This is a genomic window from Rhizobium sp. Leaf384, assembly GCF_001424065.1.
Classification (GTDB): Bacteria; Pseudomonadota; Alphaproteobacteria; order Rhizobiales; family Rhizobiaceae; genus Ferranicluibacter.
Map to the genome: position 1 here is coordinate 1 of NZ_LMQE01000007.1, position 14,503 is coordinate 14,503.

Below are 14,503 nucleotides of genomic sequence, written 5' to 3' on the forward strand. Positions count from 1 at the left end.
CGTCGGGCCCTTGTCGATCGCCAGATACTGCGACAGGTCGACCAGCATGATGTCGCCAGCCGTGCCGAGCGTTGCGGCGTACTCGACGGGGATGATCGGGCGGCCCATCAGCGTGGCATACTGGCTGCCGTTCGCACCGGGCGGTGTGAACATGATGGCAGGCGCTGCGATGCCGCCGACGTTCTCGGTCCCCGCCGCATTCTTGACCTTGATCACGAACTGGTAGAGCTGAGGTTCGACGTCTTGGTTGATGATCCAGACAGCGTTCTTGCGCGAACGGGCCGGCATGCGAGCCCACATCTTGAGGATGTTTTCCGCAACGATGGTGCCGGCCAGCTGATTGGCTTCCTTGGGAACGGTGATGGCAGATCCGCCATTAAGGAAGCCGAGCGGCATACCGGCGCCCGTGCCGTTGACGATCGCATCCTCGATCTTGAACAGGAATTCGTCGGCAAATGCCTGTCGCAGCCAGGACTCGAGCGCGGTCGAATCCTGCAGAAGCTCGTCGGTCGCGTAGCAAAGCCCCGTGAGCTTATCGAGCTCCATCTTGATACGACGAAACTTCGGTGTGCTGTCACGCTTCAAGCCAGCCTCAGCCGTCCAGAACGACTGGATACCGCCCCAACGCGAACCGTTCGCGCGGCTCGTTTCGTCGACACCATTCATGTGGATGCCGTTCGAGTTGGGCCCGATGGGAATGCGGCGCACTCGGCTGGCGATCTCGCCGCCCTCGTATGTGTTCTGCAGGAGCTCGTTAGAGAAGTCCGTCTGCACAAGAAAGCCACCATCGGCCGCAACACCCTCCGACATACCGGTCGGGCCGGCAAAGATCAGCCGGGGATCAGCACTGCCGCGACGATCGGGGTTAGCGGCGCCGGCGATCGCCAGCATCTGCTCGCCGAGCGAGGAGAAGCGCGCGCCTTCGCGGCCCTGCGCATTGTTGCGGTCGGCGTTTTCGTTCGGGTCNAGCGGCGCCGGCGATCGCCAGCATCTGCTCGCCGAGCGAGGAGAAGCGCGCGCCTTCGCGGCCCTGCGCATTGTTGCGGTCGGCGTTTTCGTTCGGGTCRATCACGCTACCGAYCGAGCGCTGGCGCTCCATCTGGCGTTCGGCGCGAACGATCTGGTCGTCGAGCGCCGTCAGCTCGGCGGAGATCGCATCGTCGCGAGCGGCTTCCTGATCGGTCAGGCCGCGGTGTTCGGACGCGGCCAGATCGAAAGCGCTCTGCGCTTCCCTAACCAGATCGGCACGCTTCTGGCGAAGAACCTTGATTGTCATGTACATGCTCCGTTGATGAGAGAACCGGGCGAATGGGGCGCAGGAAGTCAGCCCACTGTCCCGGCGGTCGTGGGGCGCTGAAGAGATATCGATGGAATGCGGCCTACCGCGTCAGTGGCCGCGCGTGATCAGCCGTTGCGCGACCGATGAGCGTGGCGCCGGCGCCGAAAAGCATCGCGATCGCTTTCCGTGGCGGACGGCGCAGAAGCGTCCAGCAGGTTGCCGCTCACCTGCAGTCCTGATGGATTGTCAACAGGAGGCGAAGGTGGCGCATCTGGTTCGGTGGCATCGGCGGTCGCATGCAGTATCGTGTCATGATCTGCGCGAGGTCCGGATGACGTCTTCATGGAGGCAACCCGGCGCAGTGTCTCGTCCAGCGTGGCAACCCGATCGGCCATGCCGAGCTTCACCGCGACCCTGTCTTTTTCGACGCGCCCTTCGCCGAAGCCGCCGACGACATCGCTGACCTTGACGCCGCGACCACGGGCAACGTCCGTCGTGAAGTCGCGGTAATAGTCGTCGATCTGGGCCTGCAGCGCTTGCGTCGCCTCATCCGTCAGGGGTTCGTACTGGTTGCCTTCGACCTTGTACTTGCCAGCCGAGACGAACGTGAACTTGACCCCCTGCGCTTCCGCAGCCTTCGAGACGTCACGATGCAAACCGTAAACGCCGATCGAGCCGACCTGACCGCCGGGTGTCACCACGATCTCGTCGCAGGCCGATGCAATCCAGTACGCCGCCGACGCGGCCAGGCTGTCCACCTGCGCAATGATCGGTTTCTGGCCTCGCGCCTTGAAAATCTCGTTTGCCAGAACCTGCACGCCGTGGACGTTTCCGCCTGGGCTGTTGAAGCGCAGCACGATGGCCTTCACGGATGCATCGCCCAGTGCATTGCGGAAGCTCCGCATCACGCGCTCGGTGGACGTGCCGCCTGGTCCACTGATGTCGTCAACCTCAGAAGCGTGCTGGGCAATAATTCCGAATACCGAGATCACGGCGATAACTGAGGCAACCGGCGCAGGCGAACCACCCTCGCCCCGACCGAGGACGCTGATCTGCTGACCAACAACACCGACTTGATCCAGAGTGGTCGCACTGAAGAGCGTCGCAACGCCGTTCGGCTCACGCTCGCCCTTGAGTGCTGCGATCTCACTCGCCGACAGGCGAATGCCCTCGGCACGCCGCTCGACGACTTCCGCGATGGCTTGGAGCCGGTCAGGCGTGATGGCCCATGGGTGCTGGACGATGGCTGCATGCAGGTGAGGAAATCTAATTGTCATCATCAGGCTCCGGAACAGTGTCAGAGATCGAGGGGCCGCCGTTATGACCGATCAAGGCGCTGGCCGTGTCGTCGGACCGGTGGTTCGGCATGTTGTCGGGCGTCGNTCCGGAACAGTGTCAGAGATCGAGGGGCCGCCGTTATGACCGATCAAGGCGCTGGCCGTGTCGTCGGACCGGTGGTTCGGCATGTTGTCGGGCGTCGTGGTATTCGTTGGCACGAGGGGATCATCGAGACCGTCGAGCGGATTGTAGCCCAGCGCCTCACGGGCCTCATTGCGCGTGAGGATCCCATTGAGAACGAGCCGCGAGAAGAAGTCGGCCTGCGCTTTAGAATCGCCTGCAATCAGCGGCTCCACATCGAAGGCGGCCTCGTAGATGTTCGGCGCGAGAATCAGATCGCGGCGAATGGCTCCCGTCCAGCAGCTGAGCCAAGGCATCAGGTTATTGCGCACGAAGGCCAGCATAATGGCCTCGACACCGGTGCCCCACGAGCTGGTCTTGGTCATGTGATGCAACAGGACGAGCGGCACATCGAACCAGCGCGCAATTTCCTCGATCTGGAATTCCCGCGTTTGCAGAAATTGCGCTTCTTCGGAATCGAGGCTGATGCTTTCGAACTTGGCACCCTGCTCCAGGATCGGCGTCTTGCTGGCGTTGCCGAGCCCAGAAAAATTAGCGTTCCACTGCGACTTGAAACGCCGAACGCCGCGTCGCTCATCTGCTTCTCGACAGTCACGACACCGGATGGACGAGCGCCATTCGAGAACAGCCGAGCACCGTGCTCTTCAGCGGCCAAAGCCAAGCCTATGGTCTCGCGAGCGTAGGCGACAGGGCTCACGCCGACGAGACCACTAGGTGCCATGTGCGACCGCAGATGGAGAACCTCATCCTGCAGCAGGATCCTGTTTCCCTTGATCGGGTCCGCGACCAGATACCGGATGCTCTGATCGGCCAAACGCTCGACATGCACGCGATCCGGATGGATCGGCTCGAGGCTGTTGGCAAACCCGCGCGGTCCGGAGACGATTTCAGAGTAGGCATTTCCACGCAGCGCGAGGTGGCCCATCATCATCGCCTTGAAGTCCCAAGCCGACTGCCAATGGTTAGGCTGATATTCCAGAAGGTCGTTCAACGGATGCGATGGCGCCTCCGAACGCTTCTTTGTCACAGGATCGCGCTGATACATTCGCAGCGGAAGCGTCGCGACTGTCTTTGACAGAAGGCCGATGCATGCGTAGGCCGCCGACACGCGCATCGCACCATCTTCCGTGACGCGGCGGCCGGCCAGGCTCATGCTGGACACACCGCCGCCATCGTACCAGCGATCATCGTCGGCCGGCGGCGGTGCCTTGCTGTCCGACGAGGCGCGCACGCCGCCAAGCATTGCGGAGAACAGACCCATGCTCAGCGTCCGCCGCGCACAGTGCCGAGAACGGCCAGGCCGACCAGAATGCCGCCGGCAACCATGAAGCCCGCAGGCGGGTAGTGCAGCCAGGCGCCGTAGCCTGAAAGTGCCGCGCCACAGATGCCGATGATCTCGCGGCCGGTCTGGCGATCGATCCTGATCGACGACGATACGGCCTTGGTGTCTTCTGTCATCAGGCTACCCTCAATCCACGTTCTTCATAGACGGACCGACCGTCCGCCTCGGGGTTGGTAATCATCACCGTGACCGCGTCGAACAGCGCCATGGCCGGGTCAATTTTGGCGTCGCCGGCGTTCTGCTTGGTGGCGCGGATCGCGGTTGCGGTCGGCTCGATCTTGATGTTGCCGATGCACCAATCTATCATTCGGCTGGCCGAGTGGACGAAGGTGCCGTTTGCCAGCTTTCGCTCGGTGGTCTTGATGGCGTTCATCAGCTTGTAGCCCTGCCCGACGCCCTCGATCTGACCACCCTCCGGCGTGATCCCAATCTTGGCGAGCTCCTCAACGAATTCGCCGTAAGGACCCTCGTTATCGATCGCGACACAGGCGAGCAGCCCGGCCTCGTTGATCTCAGCGATAATTTCGATGATCTCGCTGACGTCTTTCAGCTCGTCGTCGACTATGGTGAGATCACCGTCCGCCTTGAAGTCGAGCAGGGTCGAGGCAATCGACTGGCGTCGATCGAGCACACCCTCGTGACACCATGCACGCGACACGCTGAGCCAACGCCTCGTTTCCTTCTCACGTCCAAGGGCTGCAAAGCCGAACAGGTCGTCCAGCCCGCCGCCATCGATCCCGACGACGATGACTTCCGAACGCTCCATCAACGTCTTCATCGTGAGCGTCGCGTCGATCCGCCGGTCCCAGAACTCGGCCCCCGGCCACGCATCGGTCTTGATGCCGATACCAATCTCGATGTTGAGATGCTGGCTTGCCCAAATGCGGATATCGCGCTCGCCCTTGACCCGCTCGCCTTCCCAGTCGAGCACCAGGCTGTGAAGCCGCATCGACCGACCGAGGTTCGGCATGACCATTCCCCAGTTCTCCGGGTCCTGCCACTTGAACGGGTCGCTGGCGATATCGTCCGGGAACTCGTAGAGGATCGGAAGCATCGCCCGGATCAACTTGCCCCGGTAGTCGCCATTGCGGATCTTGCGCGCCGTGATCAGCTCGTCGCGGAAGACGCCCGCCGGCGGCGCATCGCTCTGCGTCGTGATGATGATGAGCAGGCCTTCGGNCGCCATTGCGGATCTTGCGCGCCGTGATCAGCTCGTCGCGGAAGACGCCCGCCGGCGGCGCATCGCTCTGCGTCGTGATGATGATGAGCAGGCCTTCGGCATTCTTCTCGAGACCGCCACGGATCTGGCGCATCACCTGCGCTGCATGCGGGTTTCGTCCGAGCAAATGAAGTTCGTCGAGCAGGACTACGACAGGCATAGAGCCCGTGAGAATGTCGAGCGCGAAGGTCTTCACCTTCATCATCGAGCCGTTCAGAAGGTCCTCAATCCTCTTCTCGTGCCAGACGATGTGAAAGCGGCCGGACCGGCCGGGCCCACCGTAGAGCTCCGGTGCAGCCTGGATCATGCCGGCCGCCTGCAGAAAGGCTCGGTCGGAAACGGACTGCGTCGGCCCGATGAACAGCATCTCGGCATTGTGCCGGCGGTTCATCAGCATGGCGACGATGATCAGCCCACCGCTGTACGTCGTCTTCGACTGCCCTTTTGGCACCAACGCAAAGATCTCGCGGATCATGCGAACGTGCTCGCTCGGATCATAGCAGCCAAAGGCGGCGCGTACGATGCCGCGGAACCATGGACCGCACGCATCGCGCATCTTCGGCTGGCCAATGACATCCGGCAACCGGAGCTCGTCGAAGATCTCGACGGCGAGATCCGCCTCTTCCTGGAACAACGGAAGATCCGGGATCAGCGACTGGCCGTTGCGGATACGATCCTCCCAGTCGACGCAACTTAGATCCCATCCAACTGCCTGACGAACATGTGCGGTCATGTCAGTTCAACTTGTCACTGTCGGTGGTCCGCATCGCCATCAGGCGACCAAGCGGCGTTGCGGTATCCGGCGTACGCGCATCCTGAAGGGCCTGCTCTTTCTTGCCCAACTTCACCGGCTTCTTCGGCTGGCTCTGCTCGGCAACCCGGCGGGCAAAGTCACTGTCGGCGATCGCCGCCTTGTCGAGCTTCTTACCCAGCTCCTTGATCGCTGCGACGTTGCCCGCTTCGACTTCCTCGTAGAGGCGCAAGAGCACGGTGCCTTCAAGCTGGAAGCGGGCCGTTTGCCGGCAGGCCAGTTCTCGAAAATAATGTTTGCGCAAAGTCGGCTCTGTGATGCCGAGAGCTGCAGCAATCTCCGCTTCCTTTCGGCCCATCGCCAGCAACAGTCTGACTTTGCACCGCTTTTTGTCATCAACCAGATGAGGGGGGCGCCCCCGCTTCCCCCAGCCCTCGGGAACCTCATCTCCAAAGAGGTCAAAAACTGCAGGCATAGAAAAAAAACCTCTCGCTCGCACCCAAGCGGTTGGGGCTCTTGGACCCTGTGGACTTTCAACCCCCTACCCCCCGCGGCGCCTTTGGCGTCCGGCAGGTCAGGTTGCGTCGCCCGCTCCGTCCATGACGTTGATGCCGTGCATCAGCCTCTCGACCTCGGCTCTGACCTCCGGCCTGGCGTGACTGACGAAGCTGTCGTGAAGGATAACCCTGCCAAGACGACCTATGAGTTTGGCGGCGGAAGATCGATTGCGGATCCCAATGACCTCACATCTGCGTGCGGCCGACAGACCGCGCCGTTCACGGATACCGTTTGCCAGCCAACGTGCAACGTCATTGGTAGCCGCGACGACGACGAGATCGCCGTCCGGCAGAGCATCGATGAAAGCCTTGGCACGATCCATCTGTTCACTCATCAGAACCGCTCCGCCATTCGCTTGCCACGTTGCGCCAAAGTCTTGGTCGTATGGCACGAGCCGCACAGAAGCTTGATGTTCGAGGGATCGAGCAACGGCCCGCCATCCTTCACCTCAACGATGTGGTCGCCGAAGATGCGCGTATTGACCCGACCGCATCCCACCTCCTCGCACCGACGACCGCGCTCAGCGATCAGACGGCCCATGAGTGACCGCCACTCCGGAGATAAGTAGAAAGCGTCCGCCGTTTTGGGTTTCGGCTTGACGGCCCGCGCATCGATCTGACGGATGGAGGGCTTGATAGAACGAAGACGCATGCTTCTAGAACGCAAAAGGCGACCTTTTGGCCGCCTCGTCGTCTGGTCATAGCTTTCGCACTGGCCCTGAATCGGTGCCTCAGTCGAGGCTGTCAGGGTGAGGGTCCGCCCGGCTACCGACCTGAGAGTTTCCTCTCTTTGCCTCGCGTCCTGCCGAGACATTCAGGGCCGAAGCCCAAGGGTGCACTGAGATCGCAGATCATCCGTTGCCCATTTCTACTCACAGCTTTGCGAGAGACGCAAGAGGAATATCGAAAGGCGTTTCATTCCCGAATACCTTGGTGAGCGCCTTGCATCGAGGGCTCTTCCCCTTGCCAATCGACAGGATAACGCACTCGAAATTAGCAAAGGGTCCGAGCGTTACTCGCGCCGTTTCGCCTACCATGAACGGCGCGTGATCCCTATCGTTGCTGGCCCTCTTCACCGCGTCTGCCTGCGCCAACAACTGCGCTACTTTCTCATTGAAATTTCTAATGGATTGACCTGAAACGCGATGCGGTCGGGCCGGTCCTCCGACCACCCCAAGCACGTGCCTTAGGCGCAGAAGAGACATTATTGCGCCCGCCGAATAGACACACTGGACGAGCACATATCCGGGCATCCATGGAGTGCGCGGCTTCTCCCATTGCCGCCCACGACGCACGACAATGCCTGCAGGTTCGCACTGTACGAGCGCCTCTACATCTGCGACCAACAGCACATTTTCCACAGCGAACTCTTTTCTGGGTTCGACCTTGAGGCAGTACCAAGCCGCAGATTCCGGCTCTTCCGCCACCAGCCGACGGCCTGCAAGCGATAGATCGCGAATCGCTATCTGCTCACTGATGCCGCCGCGCAGCAGCTTCGCATCATCAAACGGGTGCTGAGAGATGGGTTGGGTAAAGTCAAAGATTGCTTTCTCATGCTGCATGTTCATCGCCCCGATCTCCCGTCACCATCCGCTTGAAAGCATCCAGCGCCGCCAGGATGGAGCCATCATCCACCCCGTCGGCTGTCGGGAAGCAGATCCACTCATGCTTGCCCATCTCCGGCCACGGCCATCCCTGCGTGGCGTAAAGCCGCTTCCATGCAGCCACCTCAGGCGAATTGACATGGAAGCTCCGGAACGCTTCCGACGCAGAAACGATGGGCGCCGACACCAGCGAGCCGCGCTTGTCCTGCGCGTCACGGTACATCCCAGAGACCTTTGGCCAAGCCCAACGCTCGCGGTGCTCTCGACGAACTCGCTCACCAAGAGGGCCGCCCTGCGCCACCATCCGGGCCTGAGATGCCGTCATCTGCGGCATGGGACTTTCCGGACCGAGGAGGCACGCAAGCGCATTCCCCTGCCAAGCTTTACTGAAAGGGTTGTGCAAGGCCGAAGGCGCAGACGTGGTTGGTACGTCGGCATGGGCTAACCGCTCCCATTGCCGCTCGCTCAAATAGGTCGACGCGGCTTTGGCCTTGGTGCGTCCCATCTTGTCCCGTGCAGCCAGATAGACCGGCGTCAGATCCTCGCAGGCCTTCCTCTGCTCAGGCGTCAATGCCTGCCAGCAGCGAACAGCGTTCATCTCACTGTCATCGAGATATCCCGGCCATGCGTGCCACCATTTCTTGAACCGACGCTCGACAGAGCGCGGATTTTCCTCCTCATCCCGAAGGTCGCGCGCTCGCGCTCTCTCTCCCAGTTGATCAGAGGTCGTTAGATAAGGGTCGTTAATAGGTGCCGACCCAGAGTCGGCAGGGGGTGCCGACTCTGGGTCGGCAGGGGGTGCCGATATATCGGCAGGGGGGGTGCTATATACAGCCCCGGAAACAGGATCAAATTCCTCGGATTCCCACTCTTCGAAGTCCTCCTCGGCGACTTTCTGGTCGAAGATCACCCGATACCAGTGCGCCGAATCCCGTCCGTCTTTGCTCACCTCAAGGTGCTTTTCGACAACGCCAATGATGGACAACCGATCAAGCGACGCTTGGACGGTCGAACGCGCGCATTCGAGCTGCCCTGCCATCTTTACCTGCGAGCGCCGGCACCAACCGTGCTTGTCCGTATGTCGCCCGAGGAGGCACAGCACCTGCAGGTCGCGCCCCTTGAGCCGCGTGTCCGTCACGATCCAGCCGGGGATGATTGCAAAACGGGTCGTTGTCATTCCGCTACTCCGCGCGCAATCATGGTGAGCCCGAGCCGGGCGTAATGCTGGGCAAATTGAACGAGGTCCGGTAGAGCGCCGGTGCGCGGATCGCGGACTGCGGAAAGCGCCGCCATCTCCGCATCCAGCGCTTCGACGCCGGCACGGAAGCGAGCAGCCTGCAGCATGGCCCTGATCGTCGTCTGATCGCGCCACAGGACGGAGTGCGGGACAGCGAGAAGCCATCGCGCACGCGCCTGGTCAGTGGCAGCCTCCGCAAGGCCTTCGATGATGGGAAGCAGCAAGGTCATGCCGCCTCGCTTGCCGCGCACAGAACCATATGCACGCCGCCGTCATCCGGCAGACCGAGCACACCACGCGATACGCACTCCTCGATCAGAACAGCCGCCACGCTGTCACGCACTCCAATCTGCTGACGCAGCTCGCGCCGCGTGACGTCGGTGCGTCGGGAGATCCATGCGTGCGCCCGTTGACGCGCTTCCGCCGCCCGCTCGTCGAGCGTCAGGCGTGGCGTCGTCCGGCTGAAGTCCTCGTCATCAGCAACGAACGATGCGAGACCGAATGAGCCGGAGAAGCCCGGACGCAAAGACCCTTTGTCGGCATGCTCCATCCAGTCGACCCTGCGCATCGCCGTCTCGCTGCCATAAGTGCCGTCTGGCTGACGCTCCCAGACGAACCAGGCTGTGTTCATGCGGCTCGACGCCTTCGGCCCCTCCCACCCCTCCCGGTGCATCATCGGCAGGCGACGCTTGAACACGTAGACGCGTGCAGGCGGATTCTCGTCCATGACGAATGACCGAGCTTCATCCTTGAAGCCGCAGAGGAAGTTGAGGTTAAGAAGCATCGCCATTTTGCGCGGGCGGTGCGTGCGCAGCGCATGCGCGACGAAGTCGTTTAGCAACTCGCCATAGGGCGGGTTAGTCACGATATCCGGACCGTCGCCCTCGCCAGCTGTGGTCGCCAGAAAACTGCCGACGCCTTGCAGCTCTCCGTTCCGATCCGCCGTGCCGCGGTCGACGAGATCCGACAGGCGCACGTCATAGCCAGCTTCCTCGAACACACGCGAAATCGCGCCATAGCCGCAGGCCGGCTCCCAGACGGTCGAGGTAAAGCGCTCGAAGGCAAGCAGCGTGCGCGTTGCCACATCCGGCGTCTGGTAGAAGTTGTCGCCGCGGTCGTCCTTCGACGCCGAAGCCGTACCGATCGCCGCGCGCAGGTTTGACTTTGGCGGCGCGATAACCCGCTTCAGGTCGGCCTTTGTCGCCTCGGTACCCGCCGCCCGCTTTTCGTCCAGGAAGCGCTTGATGATATCGGGATCATGCTTCACCGCGTCGCGGATCTGGCGCGCCTCGAAGATCTGCGGACGCGTCAGGCCGATGTCGGCAACACTCGGAATTTCAACGTTGGCGTCTGCAACCTTGAAATTCCGCCCGCCGCCATGGCCGGCGACCTCGCCGCGCTCGCGCGCAGCGTCGTATTCGTCTGCCAGCCGGCGCTTTGCCAGAGCCTCAATTCCCAGAGCGTCGGCTTGCGTCCGGAAGATGGCCGAGACCACGTCATCATGCGCGCCTTTGGCTTTTAGCAGACGGGCCGCCGCCTTGGTCGCGTCATAGGCAAATGCCGCCTGGTCACGCGCGTCGAGCACGTCGGCTGCCATGACAGCGCGCGCCAGCGTGTCGGCCGCACGGTCGACGAGCGTGCGGATCTCGCCATGTTCGGCAGGGAGGATCTTGAGAGCCTGTGCCATGATCAGCCACCCAGCCGCTTGATCATGTCGCGCACAGTCTTTTTCAGGCGATGGCACTTGTCGACGATCGTCCGTTTTTCCAGCGCGTCGATGACATTGTCTTCGAGCGCGGCGAAGATCTCTTCGGCGAGCGCCATAGCCTTCCGGGCAATCGTGTGCGCGTCGGCTTCTGTTACAGGACCATCCGGCTCATCTGCCGGAGCAGCCACGACCAGCTGAAAACCGAGGATCTCGCCATAAGCGGTCAGGATGATCGGCGACCCGGCTGCGCGATCCACCTCGACGGCGATGTCGAGCGGGATCAGGGTTTCCACGTTTTCGGCATTCGTCGAGGCGTATTTCGAGAGCTGGCTGATGCTCGCGCGCGTACGCGTCGTAACGACGCTGACGCCACCCGCCAGGCGATAGGCCGCCTCGGTCGCTTTCTTGATGGTGCGCACCTCTTCGGCAGAGATGCCACGCACAGTGTCGGATTTCAAACGCACGAAAACACCCCGCGAAATGGCAAGGAAAAAAATTCGGATAAGGATTCGGTGAAGCACGCCCGAGGACGGCTTAGAGATTTGTCATCACATCACGGAGGCCCTTGAGCCGATGACAGACAGAACAAAAAGCCACCGGAGCGCCGGAGGAGACGGGCGCTCCGGTGGCAGTTGGCAGAGCAGGCATTGGCCCAGCTCTGCGGGGAACTGGCGAAATAACTCGTCATTCGGCCGCCTCATTCGGCGTAGGACCGAAGATGTCCGGTCGCAGATGATGGCGAGAAATGCCGGTGATATCTTCGACTGCAAGCACACGACCAGCCGGCACATGACGCCACTGCAGGACAGCCGGTGGCGAGATAGACAATTTGCGCGCCAGCTCGCTTGCACTGCCGGCAGCAACAAACACGGTTTTGAGATCGGTAGGAGCTTGCGTCATGCCTGGATATAAGTCTCGCTTAGAAAATGAGTCAAGCGAGAATTATCTAGACCCGAGCCGGGATGCCGCGCGAATTATAAGCATGGCTAAAGGTGAGCACGCGACGAAGATCGGTATCGCAATACGAACCGCGCGTAAGCGCCGCGGCTTGGTTCAGCGCAACATTGCCCAACAGCTCGGCATAGATGTGGCTGCCGTCGGCATGTGGGAAACGGGCCGGAATTTACCGTCCCCCGAGAATCTGCTTCGTGCAGCTGAGTTTCTGCGGGTTGACCCATCAGCGCTTATGCGTGGCGATCTGGTTTATCAAGACGACGAGGCGCTCGCTGATGCCGAGGTGGTCTCAGATGGATTCGTCCCAGACCTTGGGCCAATGGATATCCAGATGCTCGGCGTCACCTATGGTGGCGATGATGGCGACTTCACCTTCAATGGTACTGTAGCAGGCTTCGTAAGGCGCCCGCAGGGCATCGCCACCCTAAAGAACGTCTGGGCAACCCACGTGCTGGGCGACAGCATGGTTCCTAAATTCGATCCAGGTGACGTTATCTACTGCGGTGGACGCGAACCGGTGCCAGGCGACTGCATCGTCATCGAACTTTACCCAGACAACGAGGGCGAAAGCACGAAAGCATACGTGAAACTGTTGAAGCGTCGAACAGCTAAAGAGATCATCACCGAGCAGTATAACCCGAAAAAAGAGATTATATATGATCGTTATCGCGTCAAAAACCTTTGGCGAGTGATCCCTTGGAAAGAGCTTCTTGGCTTCTGAGCACATCCCGCTCTGCGCGCCGCGCTTCATGATCATGCAAAAACAAGGCCTGCACGGTGATATTCCTCGCCGGCAGGCCATCATCTGCGCATTCGGAACATGAAAATTTTGGCAGCAGCGATCTGATCTCAACATGAAGTGAGATCCCTTTTTTGACCAGTTCGCTTGGCTCCCGCCATCTGCTTCGGCCGCAATCAGCGCACTCGATCCGCAGTCGGTCGATCATACCAAGTGTAACCGGCTCCTCCTCGACTGGCATGAATCCCGCTCCGTTCCCTGTTGGTTCTCATTGTCGAATCAATTTCTCCAAGAGTCGATAGGCGGGCTCATGAATCTCGCTTATAAATTTCACTTGCATTCACTTATAATTGTCGCTTATGTTTTCCGTGCCTCCCCGGACAGGAGCGGTGCGGAAACAGGTTAAGCGTCCCGCGCCGCTCCATCGTCGAGGCAAAGCCAACGACAACCGATGGAGCGCAGCATGAATACCTACAATCCCGTGACGACCCGCCACGTTGCAGCCGAAATGGCCACCGCTCAGCGCGAAGCCGGCCGCAGCCTGACGAAGAACGAACTCATGTCAGAGCTTGGACTGACCGACGAACAGGTCACAGCCCACGCCAACGAAGCCGCCCGCCTGTTCGCCAACAGCGAACGTCGCGCCGCCTGATCCACGATCCGCTTTCGGTGACCGCCCGGCACTTCTGCAGGCGGCATCCGAAACGGATGAAGGATCTCCAACATGTCCCGATTGCCTGACAATGCGACCGCGCTGCGGTTTCGCAAAAGCATACCTGCGCCCGCCAAGCGCCTTTCGCATTTTCGCATCACTTGCCGCGGCAAAGAGGTGCACGACGTGCTGGCCCCAGACGCCGAAGCTGCGCGCCAGCATGTCCGCAAGCGTGGCGCCGGCTCCCAGATCCGAACCGTCCGCCTGATGGCCGAGGCATCCGCGCCGGATCTGCGGAGCGCTGGCTAATGGACGTTCGCTCTCCCACACGCGGCAATGCCGTTTATCACCCCGAGGTTGCCCGCAGCCGGCGGCGCCAGCGCCGCATGCGTACTGCAAGCAAGGCTGCCCTGGTCCTTGTTACCCTTGCCGTGATCGTGCTCGTGGCCGTCGCGCTCATCGCCCTCTTCACCGGAGGCTTCCGCTGATGGTCACTCTACCCAACGTCATGGGCACCAACCATCCGTCCAATCGTCGTGTGCCGTGCCGATTGATGCTCGCCGGGCTGCTCGGTGTTCTGTTCCTCGCACTCATGGGAGCCGTACCGCTGGCAACCGTCGGCATGGCGCGTCACGCAGCGTCCGAGCGCGCGGAGGCTCGCGTATGAAGACGCTCGACCCGCGCATGCAGGCCGCGCTGCTCGCCTGCTACGTCACGCCCGATGCTGAGTTTCGGGAGATCGCCGCAGCTCATGGCGTCGATCGCGAACAGCTCCAGGAGGAATGGTTCGACCTCGAAGAACAGCGCCGCGCCTATCGCGCGCGCCCTGCTCTGCTGCCAGCGCCGGAGCCGACGAGGATGGCTGCACATGCGTGAGTCAGAGCCACGGCCCCTGCTGCCCTTCCGCGTCCATTTCGAAGATGAGACCATCGCGCCCGTTGATATCGCTGCCTGCGATCCCGCCGAGGCGCGCAAGCACGTCGCCATCAGTCACCCTGGCAAGCCGGTCAACAAGGTGAAGATCGTCAGGGAAAAGATCTGA

The 14,503-nt window shown here is 61.4% G+C and carries 21 protein-coding genes and 1 pseudogene; 7 read left to right on the plus strand and 15 right to left on the minus strand.

The features are described 5' to 3' along the window. The 15 genes and pseudogenes from ASG25_RS15725 to ASG25_RS15805 form a co-directional block, all read right to left on the minus strand. The coding region (locus ASG25_RS15725) for a phage major capsid protein (protein WP_210168465.1) at positions 1-966 on the minus strand (966 nt) is incomplete at both ends. Positions 967-1,404: 438 nt separating this feature from the next. Continuing rightward, the gene (locus tag ASG25_RS15735) at positions 1,405-2,559 is read right to left on the minus strand and encodes a S49 family peptidase (protein WP_244479426.1); all 1,155 of its coding nucleotides are present in this window, start codon (positions 2,557-2,559) and stop codon (positions 1,405-1,407) included. Between the two features lie 500 nt (positions 2,560-3,059). Further along, a complete protein-coding gene (locus tag ASG25_RS15745; RefSeq protein ID WP_062475919.1) occupies positions 3,060-3,959 on the minus strand; it encodes a phage portal protein in 900 nt (299 codons plus the stop codon). Between the two features lie 2 nt (positions 3,960-3,961). Next, positions 3,962-4,156, minus strand: a complete 195-nt coding sequence (locus ASG25_RS15750) for a hypothetical protein (protein ID WP_062475922.1) — start codon at positions 4,154-4,156, stop codon at positions 3,962-3,964. Next, positions 4,156-5,094, minus strand: a complete 939-nt coding sequence (locus ASG25_RS23485; protein WP_348271268.1) for a terminase TerL endonuclease subunit — start codon at positions 5,092-5,094, stop codon at positions 4,156-4,158. Before ASG25_RS23485 ends, ASG25_RS15750 begins: the two co-directional genes overlap by 1 nt. Before the next feature lie 126 nt (positions 5,095-5,220). Beyond that, a pseudogene (locus ASG25_RS23490) lies at positions 5,221-5,992 on the minus strand (terminase large subunit); the annotation flags it as partial. 1 nt (position 5,993) lies between these two features. After that, positions 5,994-6,377, minus strand: coding sequence for a hypothetical protein (locus ASG25_RS15765; protein WP_244479427.1), 384 nt, complete (start codon positions 6,375-6,377; stop codon positions 5,994-5,996). Between the two features lie 207 nt (positions 6,378-6,584). After that, the gene (locus ASG25_RS15770) at positions 6,585-6,902 is read right to left on the minus strand and encodes a hypothetical protein (RefSeq protein WP_062475934.1); all 318 of its coding nucleotides are present in this window, start codon (positions 6,900-6,902) and stop codon (positions 6,585-6,587) included. Beyond that, on the minus strand, positions 6,902-7,108 hold the full coding sequence (locus ASG25_RS15775) for an HNH endonuclease signature motif containing protein (RefSeq protein ID WP_244479428.1): 207 nt from the start codon (positions 7,106-7,108) through the stop codon (positions 6,902-6,904). Before ASG25_RS15775 ends, ASG25_RS15770 begins: the two co-directional genes overlap by 1 nt. Positions 7,109-7,439: 331 nt before the next feature. Continuing rightward, positions 7,440-8,135, minus strand: a complete 696-nt coding sequence (locus tag ASG25_RS15780; protein ID WP_062475940.1) for a transcription termination/antitermination NusG family protein — start codon at positions 8,133-8,135, stop codon at positions 7,440-7,442. Beyond that, positions 8,119-9,348, minus strand: a complete 1,230-nt coding sequence (locus ASG25_RS15785; RefSeq protein ID WP_062475943.1) for a hypothetical protein — start codon at positions 9,346-9,348, stop codon at positions 8,119-8,121. The genes ASG25_RS15780 and ASG25_RS15785 overlap by 17 nt, the downstream gene beginning before the upstream one ends. Beyond that, entirely contained in the window at positions 9,345-9,638 is a 294-nt protein-coding gene (locus ASG25_RS15790; RefSeq protein WP_062475946.1) for a hypothetical protein, read from the minus strand. Before ASG25_RS15790 ends, ASG25_RS15785 begins: the two co-directional genes overlap by 4 nt. After that, positions 9,635-11,095 (minus strand): hypothetical protein, encoded by a 1,461-nt coding sequence (locus ASG25_RS15795; RefSeq protein WP_062475949.1) that lies wholly within the window; start codon positions 11,093-11,095, stop codon positions 9,635-9,637. Before ASG25_RS15795 ends, ASG25_RS15790 begins: the two co-directional genes overlap by 4 nt. Positions 11,096-11,097: 2 nt before the next feature. Beyond that, complete coding sequence (locus tag ASG25_RS15800) at positions 11,098-11,580, minus strand: hypothetical protein (RefSeq protein WP_156379779.1); 483 nt, start codon at positions 11,578-11,580, stop codon at positions 11,098-11,100. Positions 11,581-11,800: 220 nt separating this feature from the next. Continuing rightward, positions 11,801-12,016, minus strand: coding sequence for a YdaS family helix-turn-helix protein (locus ASG25_RS15805; protein ID WP_062475955.1), 216 nt, complete (start codon positions 12,014-12,016; stop codon positions 11,801-11,803). 82 nt (positions 12,017-12,098) lie between these two features. On the opposite strand from ASG25_RS15805, the gene ASG25_RS15810 reads away from it, so the two are divergent. From ASG25_RS15810 to ASG25_RS23160, 7 genes are all read left to right on the plus strand, one after another. Next, positions 12,099-12,791 (plus strand): XRE family transcriptional regulator, encoded by a 693-nt coding sequence (locus ASG25_RS15810; protein WP_082480328.1) that lies wholly within the window; start codon positions 12,099-12,101, stop codon positions 12,789-12,791. Between the two features lie 481 nt (positions 12,792-13,272). After that, on the plus strand, positions 13,273-13,461 hold the full coding sequence (locus tag ASG25_RS15815) for a hypothetical protein (RefSeq protein ID WP_156379611.1): 189 nt from the start codon (positions 13,273-13,275) through the stop codon (positions 13,459-13,461). Between the two features lie 72 nt (positions 13,462-13,533). Then, complete coding sequence (locus ASG25_RS15820) at positions 13,534-13,770, plus strand: hypothetical protein (protein ID WP_062475961.1); 237 nt, start codon at positions 13,534-13,536, stop codon at positions 13,768-13,770. Further along, positions 13,770-13,949, plus strand: coding sequence for a hypothetical protein (locus ASG25_RS15825; protein WP_062475965.1), 180 nt, complete (start codon positions 13,770-13,772; stop codon positions 13,947-13,949). The genes ASG25_RS15820 and ASG25_RS15825 overlap by 1 nt, the downstream gene beginning before the upstream one ends. Continuing rightward, positions 13,949-14,128, plus strand: coding sequence for a hypothetical protein (locus tag ASG25_RS15830; protein ID WP_062475968.1), 180 nt, complete (start codon positions 13,949-13,951; stop codon positions 14,126-14,128). The genes ASG25_RS15825 and ASG25_RS15830 overlap by 1 nt, the downstream gene beginning before the upstream one ends. Next, on the plus strand, positions 14,125-14,337 hold the full coding sequence (locus ASG25_RS15835) for a hypothetical protein (RefSeq protein ID WP_062475971.1): 213 nt from the start codon (positions 14,125-14,127) through the stop codon (positions 14,335-14,337). Before ASG25_RS15830 ends, ASG25_RS15835 begins: the two co-directional genes overlap by 4 nt. Then, on the plus strand, positions 14,330-14,503 hold the full coding sequence (locus ASG25_RS23160) for a hypothetical protein (RefSeq protein WP_164490741.1): 174 nt from the start codon (positions 14,330-14,332) through the stop codon (positions 14,501-14,503). Before ASG25_RS15835 ends, ASG25_RS23160 begins: the two co-directional genes overlap by 8 nt.

Coding starts and splice junctions, on each gene's coding strand:
- ASG25_RS15805 (WP_062475955.1), bottom strand. CDS start 12,016: ATGACGCAAGCTCCTACCGATCTCAAAACCGTGTTTGTTGCTGCCGGC.
- ASG25_RS15825 (WP_062475965.1), top strand. CDS start 13,770: ATGGACGTTCGCTCTCCCACACGCGGCAATGCCGTTTATCACCCCGAG.
- ASG25_RS15780 (WP_062475940.1), bottom strand. CDS start 8,135: ATGAACATGCAGCATGAGAAAGCAATCTTTGACTTTACCCAACCCATC.
- ASG25_RS15820 (WP_062475961.1), top strand. CDS start 13,534: ATGTCCCGATTGCCTGACAATGCGACCGCGCTGCGGTTTCGCAAAAGC.
- ASG25_RS15795 (WP_062475949.1), bottom strand. CDS start 11,095: ATGGCACAGGCTCTCAAGATCCTCCCTGCCGAACATGGCGAGATCCGC.
- ASG25_RS15785 (WP_062475943.1), bottom strand. CDS start 9,348: ATGACAACGACCCGTTTTGCAATCATCCCCGGCTGGATCGTGACGGAC.
- ASG25_RS15745 (WP_062475919.1), bottom strand. CDS start 3,959: ATGGGTCTGTTCTCCGCAATGCTTGGCGGCGTGCGCGCCTCGTCGGAC.
- ASG25_RS15830 (WP_062475968.1), top strand. CDS start 13,949: ATGGTCACTCTACCCAACGTCATGGGCACCAACCATCCGTCCAATCGT.
- ASG25_RS15835 (WP_062475971.1), top strand. CDS start 14,125: ATGAAGACGCTCGACCCGCGCATGCAGGCCGCGCTGCTCGCCTGCTAC.
- ASG25_RS15810 (WP_082480328.1), top strand. CDS start 12,099: ATGGCTAAAGGTGAGCACGCGACGAAGATCGGTATCGCAATACGAACC.
- ASG25_RS15750 (WP_062475922.1), bottom strand. CDS start 4,156: ATGACAGAAGACACCAAGGCCGTATCGTCGTCGATCAGGATCGATCGC.
- ASG25_RS15790 (WP_062475946.1), bottom strand. CDS start 9,638: ATGACCTTGCTGCTTCCCATCATCGAAGGCCTTGCGGAGGCTGCCACT.
- ASG25_RS15735 (WP_244479426.1), bottom strand. CDS start 2,559: ATGATGACAATTAGATTTCCTCACCTGCATGCAGCCATCGTCCAGCAC.
- ASG25_RS15775 (WP_244479428.1), bottom strand. CDS start 7,108: ATGGGCCGTCTGATCGCTGAGCGCGGTCGTCGGTGCGAGGAGGTGGGA.
- ASG25_RS15770 (WP_062475934.1), bottom strand. CDS start 6,902: ATGAGTGAACAGATGGATCGTGCCAAGGCTTTCATCGATGCTCTGCCG.
- ASG25_RS23485 (WP_348271268.1), bottom strand. CDS start 5,094: ATGCTTCCGATCCTCTACGAGTTCCCGGACGATATCGCCAGCGACCCG.
- ASG25_RS23160 (WP_164490741.1), top strand. CDS start 14,330: ATGCGTGAGTCAGAGCCACGGCCCCTGCTGCCCTTCCGCGTCCATTTC.
- ASG25_RS15815 (WP_156379611.1), top strand. CDS start 13,273: ATGAATACCTACAATCCCGTGACGACCCGCCACGTTGCAGCCGAAATG.